This is a genomic window from Kitasatospora sp. NEAU-CNBT7 (assembly GCF_057220535.1).
The window spans coordinates 235,906-253,388 of sequence record NZ_JBXQQB010000001.1 but is presented as its reverse complement, the minus strand read 5'-3'; the positions used below and the strand labels follow the sequence as shown (position 1 = coordinate 253,388).

General features: G+C 73.4%; 15 protein-coding genes. 5 read left to right on the top strand and 10 right to left on the bottom strand.

Translation table 11 applies throughout. The features are described from left to right. Positions 1–148: 148 nt before the first annotated feature. The 5 genes from AC2TEW_RS01160 to AC2TEW_RS01140 all read right to left on the bottom strand — a co-directional run bounded on the left by AC2TEW_RS01160 (position 149) and on the right by AC2TEW_RS01140 (position 5,038). Positions 149–682 carry a DUF2617 family protein gene (locus AC2TEW_RS01160; protein ID WP_033818281.1) on the bottom strand — a complete coding sequence of 178 codons (534 nt, stop codon included), beginning with the start codon at positions 680–682 and terminating at the stop codon, positions 149–151. A 608-nt stretch (positions 683–1,290) separates the two neighbouring features. Continuing rightward, on the bottom strand, positions 1,291–2,451 hold the full coding sequence (locus AC2TEW_RS01155) for a pyridoxal phosphate-dependent aminotransferase (RefSeq protein WP_484621361.1): 1,161 nt from the start codon (positions 2,449–2,451) through the stop codon (positions 1,291–1,293). 10 nt (positions 2,452–2,461) lie between these two features. Further along, positions 2,462–3,868 (bottom strand): DUF4419 domain-containing protein, encoded by a 1,407-nt coding sequence (locus tag AC2TEW_RS01150; RefSeq protein ID WP_484621360.1) that lies wholly within the window; start codon positions 3,866–3,868, stop codon positions 2,462–2,464. Positions 3,869–3,972: 104 nt separating this feature from the next. After that, positions 3,973–4,524 (bottom strand): type III secretion system chaperone family protein, encoded by a 552-nt coding sequence (locus AC2TEW_RS01145; protein WP_484621359.1) that lies wholly within the window; start codon positions 4,522–4,524, stop codon positions 3,973–3,975. Positions 4,525–4,687: 163 nt separating this feature from the next. After that, positions 4,688–5,038 (bottom strand): beta/gamma crystallin domain-containing protein, encoded by a 351-nt coding sequence (locus AC2TEW_RS01140; protein ID WP_484621358.1) that lies wholly within the window; start codon positions 5,036–5,038, stop codon positions 4,688–4,690. A gap of 313 nt (positions 5,039–5,351) precedes the next feature. On the opposite strand from AC2TEW_RS01140, the gene AC2TEW_RS01135 reads away from it, so the two are divergent. Together AC2TEW_RS01135 and AC2TEW_RS01130 are read left to right on the top strand one after the other, a co-directional pair. Then, positions 5,352–5,660 (top strand): helix-turn-helix domain-containing protein, encoded by a 309-nt coding sequence (locus tag AC2TEW_RS01135; RefSeq protein ID WP_484621357.1) that lies wholly within the window; start codon positions 5,352–5,354, stop codon positions 5,658–5,660. Then, positions 5,657–6,550 (top strand): hypothetical protein, encoded by an 894-nt coding sequence (locus tag AC2TEW_RS01130; RefSeq protein ID WP_484621356.1) that lies wholly within the window; start codon positions 5,657–5,659, stop codon positions 6,548–6,550. The genes AC2TEW_RS01135 and AC2TEW_RS01130 overlap by 4 nt, the downstream gene beginning before the upstream one ends. 43 nt (positions 6,551–6,593) lie before the next feature. Here the strand turns inward: AC2TEW_RS01130 and clpB are convergent, their stop codons facing one another. Next, positions 6,594–9,197: an ATP-dependent chaperone ClpB gene (gene clpB / locus AC2TEW_RS01125; protein ID WP_484621355.1), complete on the bottom strand. Its 2,604-nt coding sequence runs from the start codon at positions 9,195–9,197 to the stop codon at positions 6,594–6,596. A 153-nt stretch (positions 9,198–9,350) separates the two neighbouring features. After that, positions 9,351–10,265, bottom strand: coding sequence for a LysR family transcriptional regulator (locus AC2TEW_RS01120; RefSeq protein WP_484621354.1), 915 nt, complete (start codon positions 10,263–10,265; stop codon positions 9,351–9,353). A gap of 70 nt (positions 10,266–10,335) precedes the next feature. Between AC2TEW_RS01120 and AC2TEW_RS01115 the strand changes: the two genes are divergently transcribed. From AC2TEW_RS01115 to AC2TEW_RS01105, 3 genes are all read left to right on the top strand, one after another. After that, positions 10,336–11,490, top strand: coding sequence for a TDT family transporter (locus tag AC2TEW_RS01115; RefSeq protein ID WP_484621353.1), 1,155 nt, complete (start codon positions 10,336–10,338; stop codon positions 11,488–11,490). A 976-nt stretch (positions 11,491–12,466) separates the two neighbouring features. Next, positions 12,467–13,459 (top strand): LuxR C-terminal-related transcriptional regulator, encoded by a 993-nt coding sequence (locus AC2TEW_RS01110; protein ID WP_484621352.1) that lies wholly within the window; start codon positions 12,467–12,469, stop codon positions 13,457–13,459. Positions 13,460–13,637: 178 nt separating this feature from the next. Further along, a complete protein-coding gene (locus AC2TEW_RS01105) occupies positions 13,638–14,615 on the top strand; it encodes a LuxR C-terminal-related transcriptional regulator (protein ID WP_484621351.1) in 978 nt (325 codons plus the stop codon). A 16-nt stretch (positions 14,616–14,631) separates the two neighbouring features. Here the strand turns inward: AC2TEW_RS01105 and AC2TEW_RS01100 are convergent, their stop codons facing one another. From AC2TEW_RS01100 to AC2TEW_RS01090, 3 genes are all read right to left on the bottom strand, one after another. Next, entirely contained in the window at positions 14,632–15,258 is a 627-nt protein-coding gene (locus AC2TEW_RS01100) for a TIR domain-containing protein (RefSeq protein ID WP_051811775.1), read from the bottom strand. Positions 15,259–15,755: 497 nt separating this feature from the next. Further along, complete coding sequence (locus AC2TEW_RS01095) at positions 15,756–16,778, bottom strand: helix-turn-helix domain-containing protein (RefSeq protein WP_484621350.1); 1,023 nt, start codon at positions 16,776–16,778, stop codon at positions 15,756–15,758. A gap of 204 nt (positions 16,779–16,982) precedes the next feature. Then, entirely contained in the window at positions 16,983–17,483 is a 501-nt protein-coding gene (locus AC2TEW_RS01090; RefSeq protein ID WP_233288916.1) for a heat shock protein transcriptional repressor HspR, read from the bottom strand.

The window sequence follows — 17,483 nt, the reverse complement described above, 5'->3', positions numbered from 1 at the left end:
GAACCGACACCGTTAGCTGCACCCATTCGGGGGATGGTTCGGACACTTGGTTGACGAATCGGTCGGCTGTGCCAATCACTGGCTCGTTGGGCGGTGTTCGGGCCTGCGGAAGTCCCGGGGCCCCGGTCCCTCGGCCGGCCGGCCGCCGTCAGCGCACCACCAGGGAGGACCGGGTGCACACCAGCCGCCCCTCCTGCGGGTAGGCGTGCCAGGTGCGCCAGAGCACCCGGCGCTCCTCGCTGTGCGCGACCAGGGCGGTGAACGCGCTCGGGTCGCCGGGGAACACCCCGGCCAGCGCGTGCGGATGGCCCTCGACCAGGGCCAGCAGCTCCTGCGCCCGGGCGGCGAACACGTGCGGCGGCAGCTCCTCGATCCGCGCCGCGAACTCGTACTCCCAGCCGGCGACCCGCTCGGCCACCCGGGCCGGCAGCGGGGTGCGCCGGCCGGGCAGACAGGCGACCGTCTCCAGGCACTCGCCGGGGCCCGCGGCCAGGATCACCTGGTGCGAGGCGCCGAGCAGACGCAGCTGCAGGGTGCCGCAGGCGCGGCCCTCGGCGGGGCCCTCCAGGTGATCGAGGGTCAGATCCCGGACGGCCAGGGCCGGCAGCGGTTCGCCGCCCAGGCACCAGGCGAGGTCGCCGGCGCGGGTGTCCGTGTAGGAGGTCTGCAGTGTGGTGAGCATGCTGGGGCTCCGCGTTTCAGCTCCGTGCGCGCCGGCCGAGCAGCACCGGGCCCGGGCGGTGGCGGGGGCGGTTCGGTGCTGTGCGGTCCAGGACGCGGCCGACCGTGGAAGGAAGGATTCCGGCTGGAGATTCAGCAGCAGAGAAGCACGAATTCTCCGGGTCCGTCAGGGATTTACCCATCTTTGCCAAGCATTCACCGTTCTGGGCGCAGCCTCGGCCGGGCCCTGATCACTCCTGGGGCTGACTCTGTCCTCCGTGCGCCCCATACCTACGCGCGTGCGCCGCGTGCGCCGGTCGTGCGCCGAGCGCGCCGTGGCGTGGGAGTGGGCGAAAGGGTGGCGCGCGTTTCTCCGGGGCCCCCGCGCCGACCAGGGCGGATGGACGGGACGCCGGGTCTTGTACCCGGCCACCCGGAAATAAACGACAGTCAGGTCTTCCTACGAAAAAGCCGGGAGTCCGGTCCGGTGGGACCGCCCCGGACGGCGGGTCCGTCCGGCGGCGGGTGCGCTCCGCCATCCGGGTGGCGGACCGCCGACAAGGGCCGCCGAAAAGGCCGCCGCCCGGTCCAACTGCACGCGGACGACGGGCACTTGTCCGGACGCCCGGGTCAGAGCCGGCGGAGCCGGGCGACCGCCTCCTCGAGGACGTCGTCCTGCTTGCAGAAGGTGAACCGCACCAGGCTCCGGCCGGCCTCGGTGTCGTCGTAGAAGACCACGTTGGGGATGGCGACCACGCCGCAGCGTTCGGGCAGGGCGCGGCAGAACTCCAGGCCGTCCTTCTCGCCGAGCGGGGTGATGTCGGTGGTGATGAAGTACGTGCCCTCGGGGCGGAAGACGGTGAAGCCCGCGGCCGACAGGCCGTCGCAGAGCAGGTCGCGCTTGCGCCGCAGGTCGGCGCGGAAGGAGTCGAAGTACGCGTCGGGCAGGCGCAGCGCCTCGGCGACGGCGTACTGGAAGGGGCCGGCGCTGACGTACGTCAGGTACTGCTTGGCCGTCCGGACGGCGGCGACCAGTGCCGGGGCGGCGGTCACCCAGCCGACCTTCCAGCCGGTGAAGGAGAAGGTCTTGCCGGCCGAGGAGATGGTGACGGTGCGCTCGCGCATCCCGGGCAGGGCGGCGATCGGGTGGTGGCCGCCGCTGAACACCAGGTGCTCGTAGACCTCGTCGGTGACCACCAGCAGGTCACGCTCGACGGCGAGTTCGGCGATGGCGCGCAGCTCGTCCGGGTGCAGGACGGTGCCGGTCGGATTGTGCGGGGTGTTGAGCAGCAGCAGCCGGGTGCGCGGGGTGACCAGCGCGCGCAGCTCGTCCAGGTCCGGCCGGAAGGACGGGGCGCGCAGGGTGAGCGGGACGCGCACCGCGCCGGCCATCGCGATGCAGGCGGCGTAGGAGTCGTAGAACGGTTCGAGGGCGATCACCTCGTCGCCGGGCTCCAGCAGGGCGAGCAGGGTGGCGGCGATGGCCTCGGTGGCGCCGGCGGTGACCAGCACCTCGGTGTCGGGGTCGTACGTGAGGCCGTGGAAGCGCTGCTGGTGCTCGGCGATCGCGGAGCGCAGTTCGGGGATGCCGGGGCCGGGCGGGTACTGGTTGCCGCGGCCGGTGAGGACGGCGCGGGCGGCGGCCTCGGCGATCTCGCGCGGGCCGTCGGTGTCGGGGAAGCCCTGGCCGAGGTTGATCGAACCGGTCGCGGTGGCCAGCGCCGACATCTCCGCGAAGATCGTCGTGCCGAGTCCTGCCAACCGTCGGTTCAGCAGCGGCCGCTCGCTCATACCGGGCTCCTCACGCCTCGTCGTCGTCGCCCATCCTGGGCGCCCCGCCCGGCCCGGGGCAAGCACCCGGCCCGGGACAGCCCGCCGGATCGGGACACCCGTGGCCGCGCCGCAGCATGAGCACCAGCGAGCGGACCGCGGTGGCCAGGTCGGTGCCGGGGCCCGTGCTCAGCAGCTCCCCGCCGCCGATGTCCTCCAGTGGGTACCAGCGGCCTTCCACCTCGACCACGTACCCGTCGCCGAGGCCGATCGCCCGCTCCACCGGCAGGCCGCACCTGGCCACGGACGCCGGGGGGAGCCGCACGGCGTCCTCGCGGCCGGCGAGCGCGCCGATGTCGGCGAGGGTCCAGTCGGCCGGCAGCCGGGTGAGGACGGGGACCGGGGCGGGCAGTTCGGCGACGGCGAAGCCGAGGCGGGGACGGATCCACCCGCCGTCCCGCTCGATGCCGAGGACGCCGCCGAGCAGGCCCATCGGGAGGCGGTCACCGAGGCGCTCCCAGACGAACGGCACGTGCGAGACGTGCGCGGGGAAGGCGGTGGCGCCGATCTCGGGGTGGAAGCCGGTCCGGGTGACCGGCCCGGCCTCGTGGTAGGTGTGGGCGAAGAACGCGGTGATCCAGCCGGTGACGCGGTCGCCGCCGGATTCGGACTCCCACTTGTAGAACGAGCGCCAGAAGTCCTCGTCCACGCCCCACCCGGAGGCCGTCCGGGCGATCGTCTCCAGGACCGGCAGCAGCTGGTCGAACCACGGTCCCAGCGGTTCGAACCAGCCGGCCAGCTCCCGGGTCCGGGCGGCCAGGTTCCGCCAGTCCGCGCCGGTGCCCTCCAGCCGGATCCGCGGGATCCCGCACAGCGTGAGCCACTCGAAGTCGTAGTACGGGCTGACCACGTCCATCAGGGCGATCAGGGCGGCGGTGGCCTCGACCGGCGTGGTGGTGGAGAAACGGGGCTGGAACAGCTCGGCCGCCTCGTCGCCGATCCGCGCCCGCAGGGGGCCCTGGACCAGCGGGACCGAGCGCGCCCAGTCGTCGTCCACCAGCAGCTCGTCGTCGTGGACGGTGATGGTCTGCCGCTGCCCCGGGGTGTCGGTGAACAGGCCCGCGTACCGGTCGGGGTCGAGCCGGACGTGGGTGGCGGTCTCGTGCACGATCGCGTACCAGAGCAGGTCGGGGGAGAGGCTGAGCGGCAGGTGCGCCCGGAAGCACAGGTGGGCGGCGCGCAGCAGCAGGCCGGTGCCCGGGTCCTCGGCGGGCGCGGCCGCCGGTGCGGGGCCGATCAGCCGGCCGGTGCTGCGGTGGTGCAGGACGGCGCCCGCGGGCAGGATCCGGCGCAGGAACGGCTCGGAGTCCAGCTCGACGAGCCCGTCGGCCAGCTCCGCGGCGCGCGGGTCGTCCGCGACCGGCAGGTCGATCTCCATCAGGTGTCCCCCTCCAGGCCGTGTCTGACTGGTCCCCGTGGCCGTGCTCGGACGCGCCGACGGGCCCGTCCCGTGGGGGAGGGCCCGTCGGCGAGCTGGTGGGATCAGTCCTCGTCGGAGGCGGCGTCGTCCTCGCCGCCCTCCTCGATCTCCTTCTGGAGGCCGAGGCGCTCGACGATCCACTGCTCGAACCCGACCGAGGCCTGGGTCCAGTTGGCGGTGGTGGTGACGAAGTAGTCCAGGTTGACGCCGGTGCCGACGATCATCTGGGACTCGCCGATCAGGCGGACCACGCCGTCCTCGTGGGTGTGGGTGTACACCTTGGGCCAGAGGGTCTCGCGGTTCCACTCGTCGATCAGGTCGAGGATCTCGGCCTTCTGCTCCAGCGGGTACGAGCGGTCGTAGAACGCGCGGACCGCGAACAGCTCCTTCTGGTCACCGCGGAACATGTAGTAGACGCGGAAGCCCTCCCACGGCGCGGTGAGGTCACCCTCCTCGTCCACCACGTGCTTGAGCTGCATCTGGTCGAGGAGCTGGGTGACCAGCGCCTGGTCCGGGACGACCACCGGCGGCGGACCGGCCGGACCCCCCTGGCCGCCACCCTGCGGGGGCTGGGGCGCGCCGAACGACGGGATCGAGGACGGGTCAATGCTCACGGGGGGTCCCTTCAGGGGGTGCACGAGGGTGGCTGTCGACGTGGGGCCGCCCTGCTTACCTCTCCATCCTGCCTCATCGGTGGCCTGCGGCACAGGGAACACCGGGCATCGTGATCACGTCGGACGCCCGTACCGCGGGCCGGTGCGCCGGGGCCGGCGGGGGTCAGGTCGCCCGGTGCGTCTCCAGCCACTGCACGGTGCCCCGGGCGCCGTGGTCGAAGTACTCGCCGGTCTGCCAGTGCCAGGCGTACAGGTGGCGGGTCCACGGCTCGACGGAGTACCCGTAGGTGAGGTCGTTGTTGCCCGCGCCCACGTCGCGCACCTCGTAGATCGCGGTGTCGGTGTAGCCCAGGTTGGCGAAGCACACCTCGCCCTCGTTCCAGACGGTGACGAAGTCGGTGCGGCCCGCGCAGTTCACCCGGTTGATCGCGGCCGCGTCGGCGGCCGGCAGGGCCAGCGTGAGGGCGGCGGCGCCGGCCAGGGCGAGCGCGGCGCGCCGGTGGGTGCGTCCCATCAGGGCTTCCCCTTCCTGGTTCCCCGAGGGCGGGGACCGGAGATCGGTGGCCGGGGCGTACCGGCCGGGAGGTCTCATGCTGAGCGGCCCGGCGAAGCCGCAACCAGGAAGTTCACCGGCGCCTGTCCGGCGGAACTGCCGGTGCGCGCGGGGAAACCCGGAAGCCCGGTGACTCTCGTCACCGGGCTTTGCCGGTACGGGTGTTGCGTGTGGGGAGCATGACAGTTAGCGTCCGACCCGAACCGCCGAAGGCGGTACCCGGGCGCCGCCGGCGCGGGACGAGCATCGGTAGCACGCCACCTTGGGGGGAGACGTGTCACAGGACCGCACACCGGACGGCCCGCGGCTGGGCGAGCGGCTTCGGCGCCTCAGGCTCGACCGCGGGATGACCCAGGAGGACCTCGGCGCCGCCACCAGCATCAGCGTGCGCACCATCAGCGACCTCGAACGCGGGGTGAGCTGCCCGAGGATCTCCACCATCCGGCTGCTCGCCCAGGCGCTGCGGCTCACCGAGGACCAGCGCCAGGAGTTCAACCGGCTGGCCCGGATCCAGCGCGACCGGACCGCCCGCCGCCGCCACCCCTACCCCATACCCGGCCCCCGGACGGAGGCGTACGCGTGAGGCCCGCCGTCCGCCCGGCCCGCGTCGCCCTGGCCCTCGCGGCCGCCCTGCTGCTCGCGGGCTGCGCGGGCGGACCGGGCGGCCGCGGCGCGGCGCGCCCCGCCCTGACCCCGCCGCCGATCGGCGCCTCTCCGGCCCCGCCCGCCAGCGGCCGGGCCGGGATGACCGGTCTGCCGCTGGCCGCCTACAGCGCCGACGACCGGCAGGGCGCCCGGCACTTCCAGGCCGTCCAGATCCTCACCATGCGCTGCCTGCGCGACAGCGGCTTCACCTCCGTCGCCCGGCAGACCGTCTTCGGCGACGCCGCCGCGGATCCGCCGGACGACGACGCGGCCGCCTACCCCGCCGGCCCCTTCGGCTACCTCGGCGCCGAGGTGGCCGCCGCGCAGGGCTTCCACAGCCGGCCGCGGCCGGCCCCGGCCGCCGGCGGCCCCGAGCAGCACGGCACCGAGGCCGAACGGGCGGCCGCCGAGGAGTGCTCCAAGAAGAGCGTCCAGCAGCTCGGCGTGCCCGCCACCGCCGGCACCCGGCTGCTCGGCGAGCTCTACGACGCCTCGATGCGGGCCGCCGCCGCCGACGCCAGGGTGGCCGCCGCCACCGCCGCCTGGCGCGCCTGCATGGGCGGGGCGGGCTTCCCGGTCACCGATCCGCAGGCCCTGGTCACCCGCTACCAGGCCGTCCCGCCCGGCGGCCCGGACGAACTCCCCGCCGCCCGCGCCGACGCGCAGTGCACGGCGGGCAGCAACCTCGCCGGGATCTACTTCGCCGTCCTCACCGGCTACCAGCGGCAGCAGGTCGAGCAGTACGGCGCCGAGCTGGAGAGCGTGAAGCAGTCGGTCCGCGCCGAGGCCGGGAAGGTCGCCGACGTGATCGCGGCCGACGGCCGGTAGGTCGCCCCACCGGCCGCCGGCCGCACACCGCCGCTCCCGGACCTCACTTCACCAGCGAGGGGCGCGGCTCGACCGTCAGCCGGTCGCCCTCCTGGTCCAGGTCGACCACCACGGCGTCACCGTCGTGCACCTGCCCGGACAGGATCGCCTTCGCCAGCCGGTCGCCGATCGCGGACTGCACCAGCCGCCGCAGCGGACGGGCGCCGTACGCCGGGTCGTACCCGGTGAGCGCCAGCCACTCGCGGGCCGCCCCGGTGACCTCCAGGGTGAGCCGGCGGTCCCGCAGCCGCTGGGACAGCCTCGCCACCTGCAGATCGACGATCCGGCTCAGCTCGGCGGTGCCCAGCGGCTCGAAGACCACGATGTCGTCCAGCCGGTTCAGGAACTCCGGCTTGAACGCGGCCCGGACCGTCTCCAGCACCAGCTCCTTCTTCCGCTCCTGCGGCGTCCCGGCGTCCACCAGGTACTGGCTGCCCAGGTTGGAGGTGAGGATCAGGATGGCGTTGCGGAAGTCCACCGTCCGGCCCTGGCCGTCGGTGAGCCGGCCGTCGTCCAGCACCTGGAGCAGCACGTCGAAGACCTCCGGGTGGGCCTTCTCCACCTCGTCCAGCAGCACCACGCTGTACGGGCGGCGCCGGACCGCCTCGGTGAGCTGACCGCCCTCCTCGTACCCGACGTAGCCGGGCGGGGCACCGACCAGCCGGGAGACCGAGTGCTTCTCCCCGTACTCGCTCATGTCGATCCGGACCATCGCCCGCTCGTCGTCGAACAGGAAGTCCGCCAGCGCCTTCGCGAGCTCGGTCTTGCCGACCCCGGTCGGGCCGAGGAACAGGAACGAGCCGGTCGGCCGGTCCGGGTCGGCGATGCCCGAGCGGGTGCGCCGCACCGCGTCCGAGACCGCCTGCACCGCCTCGCGCTGGCCGATCAGCCGCCGCCCCAGCTCCTCCTCCATCCGCAGCAGCTTGGCGCTCTCACCCTCCAGCAGCCGCCCGGCCGGGATGCCGGTCCAGGACGCGACCACGTCCGCGACGTCGTCCGGGCCGACCTGCTCCTTGACCATGGTGGCGCTGGCGCCGTCCGCGGCCCGGTCCTGCGCCTCGGTCAACTCCTGCTCGGCGGACGGGATCTCGGCGTACATCAGCTTGGACGCCCGCTCGAAGTCACCGTCCCGCTGGGCCCGCTCCAGGGCGCCGTGCAGATCGTCGAGGCGCTCCTTGAGCGCACCGACCCGGTTGAGCGACTTCTTCTCCTGCTCCCAGCGGGCGCCCAGGGTGCTCAGGTGCTCCTGCTTGTCCGCGAGATCCCGCCGCAGCCGCGCCAGCCGGTCGACCGAGGCCGGGTCCGACTCCTTCTCCAGCGCCAGCTCCTCCATCCGCAGCCGGTCGACCGAGCGCTGCAGCTCGTCGATCTCGACCGGCGAGGAGTCGATCTCCATCCGCAGCCGCGAGGCCGACTCGTCGACCAGGTCGATCGCCTTGTCGGGCAGGAAGCGCGAGGTGATGTACCGGTTGGACAGGGTGGCCGCGGCGACCAGCGCCGCGTCCGAGATCTCCACCTTGTGGTGCGCCTCGTAGCGGCTCTTGAGGCCGCGCAGGATCGCGATGGTGTCCTCGACGCTCGGCTCGCCCACCAGCACCTGCTGGAAGCGGCGCTCCAGCGCCGGGTCCTTCTCGATCCGCTCGCGGTACTCGTCCAGCGTGGTGGCGCCGACCATCCGCAGCTCGCCGCGGGCCAGCATCGGCTTGAGCATGTTGCCCGCGTCCATCGCCGAGTCACCGCCGGCGCCCGCGCCGACCATGGTGTGCAGCTCGTCGATGAACGTCACCACCTGGCCGTCGCTGGCCTTGATGTCGTTCAGGACCGCCTTCAGCCGCTCCTCGAACTCACCCCGGTACTTGGCACCGGCCACCATGGCGCTCAGGTCCAGCGCGACCAGCCGCTTGCCGCGCAGCGACTCCGGCACGTCACCGGCCACGATCCGCTGCGCCAGGCCCTCGACCACGGCGGTCTTGCCGACGCCCGGGTCGCCGATCAGCACCGGGTTGTTCTTGGTCCGGCGGGAGAGCACCTGGACCACCCGGCGGATCTCCTGGTCCCGGCCGATCACCGGGTCGAGCTTGCCGTCCCGGGCGGCCTGGGTCAGGTCGGTGCCGTACTTCTCCAGCGCCTTGTAGGTGCCCTCCGGGTCGGCGGAGGTCACCCGGGCGCTGCCCCGGACCTCCTTGAACGCGGCCAGCAGCGCCTTGGCGGTGGCGCCGTGCTGCTTCAGCAGGTCCGCCACCGTGCCGCCCTCGGCGGCGAGGCCCACCAGCAGGTGCTCGGTGGACAGGTACTGGTCGTCCAGGTCGGCGGCGCGCCGCCCGGCCTCCTCCAGCACGGCCATGGTGTCGCGGGCCAGCTGCGGCGCGGCCACGGTCGAACCCTGCGCGCTGGGCAGCTCGGCGAGCCTGCGCCGGGCGCCGGCCAGCACCGCGGGGACGTCGGCCCCGACCGCCTCGAGCAGCGGCCGGGCGAGGCCCTCGGGCTGCTCCAGCAGCGCCAGCAGGATGTGCACCGGCCTGACGTCCGGGTTACCTGCGGCGCCGGCCTGCCGGATCGCGGCGGACAGGGCGTCCTGCGTCCTGCTGGTGAACTTGCTGGCATCCAATGCTGTCGTGCCCCTCTCTGTGGCGTACGGATCCCTCGGCGCAGCCGCACCCGGGACCCTTCTCGTCTGCTAGATACAGCATGCACTAAGTTGAGTCTATTCCGCTCAACTTTCAGGTGAACTCTGTCGCGGCCCTTGGACGGGTCGGACCGCTCAGCCCCGCCGGGGCAGCTTCCGGGTCAGCCCGAGCAGCTCCCGGGCCGGGCCGGCCGGGCGCTGGCCCGCGGGCCAGACCGCCCGCAGCGGCCGGTGCAGGTCGATCCCGGACAGCGGGACCTCGACCAGCCGCCGGGTGGCCAGCTCCTCCATCACCGCCAGCTCGCTCAGGCACACCGGGCCGGCGCCGGTCATCGCCGCCGCCTTGAGCGCCGTCGAGGAGGCCAGCTCCAGCCGCGGCGCCGAGCCGCCGCCGAACGGGGCGAGGGCCTGGTCCAGCACCTCCCGGGTGCCCGAGCCGGGCTCCCGCAGCACCAGGGCGGTGGCCGCCAGCTCCGGCCCGGTGAGCGGCGCCCGCCGCCGCGCCCACGGGTGCCCGGGTGCGACCACCACCACCAGCCGGTCGGCCGCCACCACCGCACCCGCCAGCCCCGGCGGGGTGTGCGGGCCCTCCACGAAGCCCAGGTCCGCCTCGCCCGCCAGCACGTGCGCCGCGACGTCGGCGGAGTTGGCGGTCCGCAGCGTCACCGCGGTCCCCGGGCTGCTCTGGTGCAGCGCCAGCAGCCAGCCCGGCATCAGGTACTCGGCCACCGTGAGGCTGGCCACCACCCGCAGCCGGGCGTCCCGCCGCCCGCGCAGCGCGTCGATCCCCGCGTCCAGCGCCTGCGCCGCCTCGACCACCCCGCGGGCCCACTCGACCACCAGCCGGCCGGCCTCGGTCGGCCGGGAGCCGCGTGGCGAACGCTCCAGCAGGGCCACCCCGATCTGCCGCTCCATGCCCTTGATCCGGGCGCTGGCGGCGGGCTGGCTGATCCCCAGCTCGGCCGCCGCCCGTCCGACACTGCCCAGCCGCACCACGGTGAGCAGCAGTTCCAGGGCGCCGATCTCGGGAACGTGCGAGGAGAGAGCCATAGAGCCAGGTTATGCCCTCATAGTCCGCGGGCGGCTACCGGCGGCCGGGCCCGCCCGGCACGGTGGTCCCATGGCCAGTCCCGTCCTCACCCAGCCCTGCCCCGCACCCCTCGCACCCGGGCCCGACCCGGCACCCGTGGCCGCCGCCGCGCCCGCCCGGCCCCGCCGGATCCACCTCGGCGGCCTCGGCCCCAACTTCTACGCCGCGGTGATGGGCACCGGGATCGTCGCCAACGGCGCCGCCGCACTGCCGGTGGCCGTCCCGGGCCTGACCGTCTTCGCCCGGGCGGTCTGGGTGCTGTCCTGCGTCCTGCTGGCGGTCCTGGTGGCGGCCCGGGCCGTGCACCTCACCCGCCACCGGGCCGCCGCCCGGGCGCAGCTGCTGGAGCAGCCCGCCACCGCGGTGTTCTACGGCTGCCCGCCGATGGCCCTGCTGGCCGTCGGCTTCGGCACCCTCACCGTCGGCGCACCGCTGATCGGCACCGGCCCGGCCGTCGCCGCCGACCTGGTGCTGTGGAGCACCGGCACCCTGTACGCCCTCGCGGTGGCGGCCGGCATCCCGGCCCTGATGATCACCCGGCACCGGGTCTCCGTGCTGCGCGCCGACCCGACCTGGTTGCTCCCGGCGGTCGCCCCGCTGGTGGCCGGGGCGCTCGGCCCGGCCCTGGTCCCGCACCTGCCGGCCGGCACCCCGCGGGTCGCGATGCTCTACGGCTGCTACGCGCTGTTCGGCGCCGGGCTGCTCGGCGTCCTCGCGGTGCTGCCGGTGGTGTTCGCCGGGCTGGTGCACAGCAAGCTGCCGGCCCTGGTGCTGACCCCGACCCTGTTCCTGGTGCTGGGGCCGCTCGGCCAGTCCGCCACCGCGGTCAACCAGCTCGCCGACGCGGCCCGGCCGGCCGTGCCCGGCCTCGGGCCGTCCGCGCTGCACCTGGCGGTGCTGTTCGGCGCGCCCGTGCTGGGCTTCGGGGTGCTGTGGCTGCTGCTCGCGGCGGTCCTGAACCTGCGGGCGTGGCGGGCCGGCATGCCGTTCGGGATGACCTGGTGGGCGTTCACCTTCCCGGTCGGCACCATGGTCACCGGCGCGGCGGGCCTGGCCCGGCACACCGGGTTCGCCGGCTTCTCGGCTCTCGCGGCGGTCCTGTTCGCCCTGCTGGTGGCCGCCTGGGCGGTCACCGGTGTACGCACGGTCGGTGCCCTGGCGGGCGGGCGGCTGCTGGCCGGCTGAACCGCCCGGCGCGGACCGCCGGGCCGGGGCGGGCGCCGCGAACCGCGGAATTCCCGGCTCCGCCCGGGGGGAATCCGGAACTGCCGGCGGCCCATTTCGGGATGGTCCGGATGCGGACGGCCGGATTCGAATTCCGCGCCCCTTCCGCCGCCGGGTGCGACGCCGCCGGGATGCGCCGCGGCCCCCCGCTGCCGGTGGTTTTGCGCTCCCAATTCCGGATCCCGGCGCCGGTGGCATACGACCTCATGTCATGCACACGGCATATTGGCCGGACCTCGGCCGACCCATCAGAACCGACCACGATCGAACATCGCATGCTGGCCGGACACCCGGCCGGTGCGGGCCGCCCTGCGTGGTTCTGTTGGAATCGGCCACCCCGGGCCGATCCGGAAGATACGCGCGTAGACCCCGCCTGCGGGCGCCGAATTTCCGGCCGGACGCCCCCGCGGGCGCAGTCCGGGAGGGTACGGTTCCACTTCGCCGCACTCCCCGGCGCCGCCCCGGAAATGTGCGGGGGCCGTGAAAACCGCCCCCCGGAGAAACCGGCCAATGCCGCCCGCGGCTGCAGGTTTCTGCACTTGCGGGAACCTGCAACAGGAGAGCACTTGTTCCCCGCGCGTCACACTGTGAAAGTGGAGCCACGCCAGGTCGCCGGGCAGCCGCAGCCCGATGAAGGTGACTTGCTCCCCGCCGGTACGGACAGGTGTTGCTGCACCTGCGGACCGGAGCGGGAGCGCCGGCCGGGACGTCATGTGTGGTGATGACCCCCGGACCCGGAGTCGGCGAGGCGTTGCTGCTCCGCCTCACCGGAAGTCTGCCGTGGCCGTGGTGTGACACCAGCGGGTCTCCCGGGGTTTCAGAGCGCAACTGCGCACTGGCCCCGGGAGGCACGCAGGTACCGAGGGCTCCAGGCATTCCCAGGACCGGGCCTTGCAGACCGCGAACAGGTCCGGATGTCCGGCGGGGAGTGCTCGACATGGTTGCCGATCCGAACGCCGCCCCCGACGACGCCGTGTTCGACGAGGCCGCCCGCCGCTGCTACCTGGACATCCTGGCCGAGGGCGGCCGGATCCCGTTCCACCGGGTGACCGCCGACCGCCAGGCCGCCGTCGAGCAGCTGGTGCAGATCGGCCTGGTGGTGCCCAACCCGCTCGACTGCCTCTACACCGCCGTCAGCCCCCGCACCGTCACCGAGCGCCTCAGCACCGAGATGCGCGGCGAGGCCACCCGCCTGCTGCTGCGCGCCGAACGGCTGCCGGCCGCCCTGGACAGCCTGGCGCGGGCCTACGACGCGTTACCGGGCCGCAGCGCCCTCCAGCAGCCGGAGCCGGGCGGCGCCACCTACGTGGAGGGCCACGACGCGATCCGGCACCGGATCGCCCAGCTGGTCTCCGAGTGCCGCAAGGAACTGCTCAGCGCCCAGCCCGGCTTCCGGCCGGCCTCCGCCCTGGCGCTCGCGCTGCCGCAGGACCTGCTGCTGCTCGGCCGGGGCGGCGAGCTGCGGGTGCTCTACCAGCCGGTCAACCTCTCCGCGCACCACGCGATCGACTACGCGGCCCGGGTGACCGAGCACGGCGCCGGGGTGCGCGTCCTGGACGAGCCGTTCCGGCGGATGCTGATCGTCGACCGGCTGGTGGCGGTGCTGCCCGCCTCCGACGACCACAGCCGGGCCGTGTTCCTCACCGATCCGGCGTCGATCTGCTTCCTCGCCGCCGTCTTCGAGCGGGACTGGGAACGCGCCGACATCGTCCGCTGGCGGGAGAGCGACGCCCAGCGGGTCACCCGCACCGCGACCGACCGGGTCGGGCGGCTGCTGACCAAGGGCCTCACCCAGCGCGCGGTGGCCACCCGGCTGGGGCTGAGCGAGCGCACGGTGGCCGGCCACATCTCCCGGCTGCGCGAGCGCCACGGCGCGCAGACCCTGTTCCAGCTCGGCTGGCTGATGCGGGGCGGGAGCGGCCGCCCGTGACCCGGACCGTGCACGAACCGGTGGGGCGGCCGTTCGGCCGTCGCCGGGTGCAGCGTACGGTGGCGGGTCGGCTGGGGTCGCGCGGGCGGACGGTGGCCGGGCGGACCGCCCGGGCGGCCGGTCCGGGCCGCGGACGGACGCTCTTCCAGCCCGTACGGCGGATGCGGAGTGGTGCGAAGTGAACGAGCTGGTGGCGGGTTCGCTGCCGACCGAGACGGAACGGGCGCTCTACCAGGAGATCCTGGCGCAGGGCGGGCGGGTGATGTTCCGGGACGTCGCGGACGGGCACGCGGCCGCGGTGCTGCGGCTGATGGAGCTGGGCCTGCTGGTCCACCACGACGCCGACGCCTCGCTCACCGCCGTCAACCCGCGCGCGGTCGGCGAGCGGATCAGCGCGGACCTGCGCTCGGCCGGTACCAGGATGCTGGTCCAGGCCGAGGAGATGCCGACCCTCCTGGAGGAGCTGACCCGGGCCTACGACGCGACGCCGCGGCGGGTGGACCGCTCCAGCGAGGTGCAGCACGTCGACGACTTCCGGCAGATCCGGCACCGGATCCTGCAGATCGAGGCGGAGTGCCGGGAGGAGACGCTGGCGGCGCAGCCCGGCGGGGCCAGGCCGGCCGAGCACCTGGAGCAGTCGCTGGAGCGCACCCGCGGGTTCCTGGAGAACGGCGGCTCCAGCCGGACGATCTACCAGCCCGGTGCGCGGCTCGACGAGGCGACGGTCCGGTACGCGGCCCGGGTGACCGAGCTGGGCGAGCGGATCCGGGTGCTCAGCGAGCCGTTCACCCGGCTGATCGTCTTCGACCGCCGGGTGGCGGTGCTGCCGGCCGCCGCGGACAACCGCAGCGCCGCGTTCATCGAGGATCCGGCGGTGGTCAGTTTCCTGGTCGGGGTCTTCGAGCGGGACTGGGCGCGGGCCGAGCGGGTCCAGTGGCGTTCCGTCCACCAGGAGGCGGACGGTCTGCCGGTGCACGAGCAGGTCGGGAGGCTGCTCGCACAGGGGTTGACGCAGCGCAGCATCGCGGGCCGGATGGGCCTGAGCGAGCGCACCGTGGCGGGGCACATCTCCCGGCTGCGGGAGCTGCACGACGCCGAGACGCTCTTCCAGCTGGGCTGGCAGATGCGCGGGACGGAGGCGGCGTCAGGTGAGTGACGGCGGCGGCCCGGTGTCAGCCGGTCGCGATCTCCGGGGACCAGTAGCCGTGCGGGCGGGTGCTCGGCGCGGGCTGGCGCGGGATCGGGAACTGCTCGCCGGGCGCCGTCCAGAAGCCCTCGCGCAGCGAGAGCGCCATGCCGGCCCAGTCGAGGGCGGTCTCGACCGTGTGGTGCAGGGCCTCCTGGGACCAGGTGTCGTCGAAGACCAGCGGCAGCACGGGGGAGACCTGCTCGATGGTGGCGATCAGCGGGTTGTGGGTGATCGCCTCGTCGACCAGCAGCACGATCGGCTTGCGCAGCGCGGACGCCCAGCCCAGCTCCAGGCTGACGCCGGCCGACAGCGGCGCTCCGACGTAGGCGAAGATCAGGTCGGCGGTCTGCATGGCGCGGAAGTCGGACGGCACCCGCGGCTCGGGCGCGCGGCCCGCCACCGTCCAGGCGTCGCTGTGGTGCCCGCTGTACACGGCGGCGCCGCTGCGCAGCAGCGTGGTCCGAAGGGTCGTCAGCCGGGTGCGGCTGGCCAGGGTCACCACGCTGTCGGCCGGGCCGGTGAGCCGCATCAGCGGCGCGGCCAGGAAGACCCGTGCGCGCCGGCCCTCGGGGGTCTGGGCGGCGCGATGACGCAGGTAGGGCTCACTCATGTCGACTCCGGGAGAAGGAGGGGCGGAGACCGCACCCCCATAAGGAAGTGTGGTTGACGCGGGAAAACGCGATCAATATCGGTGAGGTGGAAATTATTTGCCGAGTTCATGTCACTCGGCGGCGCCCCCGTGCTTCCCCCTCGCCGACCTATGTGGAGAGTGCACTGATCGTCTCTGTCGTTACGGTCCGTCGTCCACTGGCACTCGATGTCATCTCGCTGCCTGGCAGAGAGATGACACACCCCCCGGTCGTTCTATCGGTCAGGAGGGTGGCAGGATTTATCCTGTTCCGATAGTCATACTTCCTGTAACTCATGCTCCGTACCGAAGGGAGTGCTCTCGTGCGTAACGCGCGTCGCCTCATCGCCTCAGCCATCCTTGTGAGCGCTGCGCTCTTCATCGGAGCGGGCAGCGCCAGCGCCGACAGCGTCTGGCAGTTGAAGAACCGTCCGACCGTGGTCTCGTCGGAGCAGGACAGCGTCTGGGAGTAGTACCCGTCAGTCGAGGGCCGGGGCCGACTCGTCGTCGGCTTCCGGGTCGTCCGTCTCCTGCGCGAGCTTCCAGCCCAGCTGGAACAGCGTGTCCACGCCGTATTCCTCGCGCATCTCGGCGATATGACGGGCCAGCGTACGTTCGCTCAACCCCAGGTTGCGGGCGATGACCCGGTGCCCGACGCCCTGGAGCATCGAGCGGATGATCTGGCGGCGCAGGCTGGAGAGCACCTGCGGTGGCACCTCGCGGTTCCCCTGGAACGGGATCGCGCGTTCCCACAGCGAGTCGAAGGTCTGTATCAGATAGCTGATCACTGCTTCGTCGGTGACGAAGCAGGCCTGTGTCATGTCCTTGCTGCCGGGAATGATCGCCACCTTGCGGTCCACCACGATCAGGATGTTGAACGGCTCGTCCAGCGTGCGGATGTGACTGCCGGCCTGCGTCATGGTCTCGACGTACTCGAGGGTGGGACTGGAGTATCGGGCGCTCGGCTGATAGATCGTTCTGGTGGTGCCGCCGCGGCGCAGTACGCCGAGATCACGGTTGATAGCCGTGCGTACGGTATCCGGGCGCCGGCCTCCGCCGGGCTGCGCGGTGAGGAGTTCCTGTGAGCAGCCGTCGACCAGTATCGCCAGCCGCTGATTGATCGGGACTTTTCCCTGGACGTACTCGATCTTTCCGCTGGATTCGACCTGGCCGCTCAGCTCGCTGAACGCGTCGCCGAGCTCCCGCAGTTCGTCGGTGAGGGCGACCGAGCGGGCCAGCAGGTGGGCCGCCTCCCGCTGCCAGGCCGCACTGAGCGAGGTCGACAGGCGCTTGGGGTCCACCGCGATCACCGCCGGCGGGTCGTCCAGGTCCCGCACCAGCAGGCCGAAGTCGAGCAGCTCCTGGACCTCCGCCTGCACGGTGCTCTGCTCGGCGGCGGTCAGCCGGCCGCCGGTGCGGATCGCGGAGAGGTAGAGCGCGCGTGCGGGGGCGGAGAGCAGCGACGCCGGATCCATCGAGGCGGAGTCCCCGAATGCCTTCATGTGCAGCTCCCCTCCGCTCTGTTCCCTGACCTGTGCTTGGCGAGCTCTGCGGATCAGTACGGATCATAGGCAGAACCGGCCGGTCGGGGACTTGCACTTCGCTAGTTCCCTGCCGGTCGAGCGGTGGACCCAACTCTCCCAGCACGGCCCGAACGCCGGCACCCCCCATGCGGAGGGTACCGGCGATGGGCGGGGAACAGGGAACTACCGCTTGGGCCGCCACACCACCAGCGCGCTGGACTGCTGGACCTGCTGGTACGGGACCAGGTCGCGGCGGTAGGAGGCGTGCACCGCGGCCTCCCGCTGCTGGAGCGCGCTGGCGGCGCCGTCCAGCGCGTCGGCCAGCTCGGCGACCCGTGACTGCAGGGCGGTGACCTGGTTCTCCAGCTCGATGATCCGCTTGATGCCCGCCAGGTTGATGCCCTCGTCCTGGGACAGCCGCTGCACCTCGCGCAGCTGCTGGATGTCCCGCGCCGAGTAGCGCCGGCCGCGCCCGGCCGTGCGGTCGGGGCAGACCAGGCCGAGCCGGTCGTACTGGCGCAGGGTCTGCGGGTGCAGACCCGAGAGCTCGGCCGCCACCGAGATCACGTAGACCGGGGTGTCCTCGGTCAGCACGTAGTGGGTGGGGCCGGGGGCCCGGCGGGGGGCGCCGCCGGGCAGGCCCTCGCCGAGTCCCGGGCCGATCGGGCCGTCAGGAGTGATCAT

Excerpts from the sequence above, each read along its gene's own strand:
- AC2TEW_RS01115 (WP_484621353.1), top strand. The coding sequence starts at position 10,336 with ATGGCCAGTCCCGTCCTCACCCAGCCCTGCCCCGCACCCCTCGCACCC.
- AC2TEW_RS01140 (WP_484621358.1), bottom strand. The coding sequence starts at position 5,038 with ATGGGACGCACCCACCGGCGCGCCGCGCTCGCCCTGGCCGGCGCCGCC.
- AC2TEW_RS01150 (WP_484621360.1), bottom strand. The coding sequence starts at position 3,868 with ATGGAGATCGACCTGCCGGTCGCGGACGACCCGCGCGCCGCGGAGCTG.
- AC2TEW_RS01110 (WP_484621352.1), top strand. The coding sequence starts at position 12,467 with ATGGTTGCCGATCCGAACGCCGCCCCCGACGACGCCGTGTTCGACGAG.
- AC2TEW_RS01100 (WP_051811775.1), bottom strand. The coding sequence starts at position 15,258 with ATGAGTGAGCCCTACCTGCGTCATCGCGCCGCCCAGACCCCCGAGGGC.
- AC2TEW_RS01155 (WP_484621361.1), bottom strand. The coding sequence starts at position 2,451 with ATGAGCGAGCGGCCGCTGCTGAACCGACGGTTGGCAGGACTCGGCACG.
- AC2TEW_RS01160 (WP_033818281.1), bottom strand. The coding sequence starts at position 682 with ATGCTCACCACACTGCAGACCTCCTACACGGACACCCGCGCCGGCGAC.
- AC2TEW_RS01095 (WP_484621350.1), bottom strand. The coding sequence starts at position 16,778 with ATGAAGGCATTCGGGGACTCCGCCTCGATGGATCCGGCGTCGCTGCTC.
- AC2TEW_RS01120 (WP_484621354.1), bottom strand. The coding sequence starts at position 10,265 with ATGGCTCTCTCCTCGCACGTTCCCGAGATCGGCGCCCTGGAACTGCTG.
- AC2TEW_RS01090 (WP_233288916.1), bottom strand. The coding sequence starts at position 17,483 with ATGATCACTCCTGACGGCCCGATCGGCCCGGGACTCGGCGAGGGCCTG.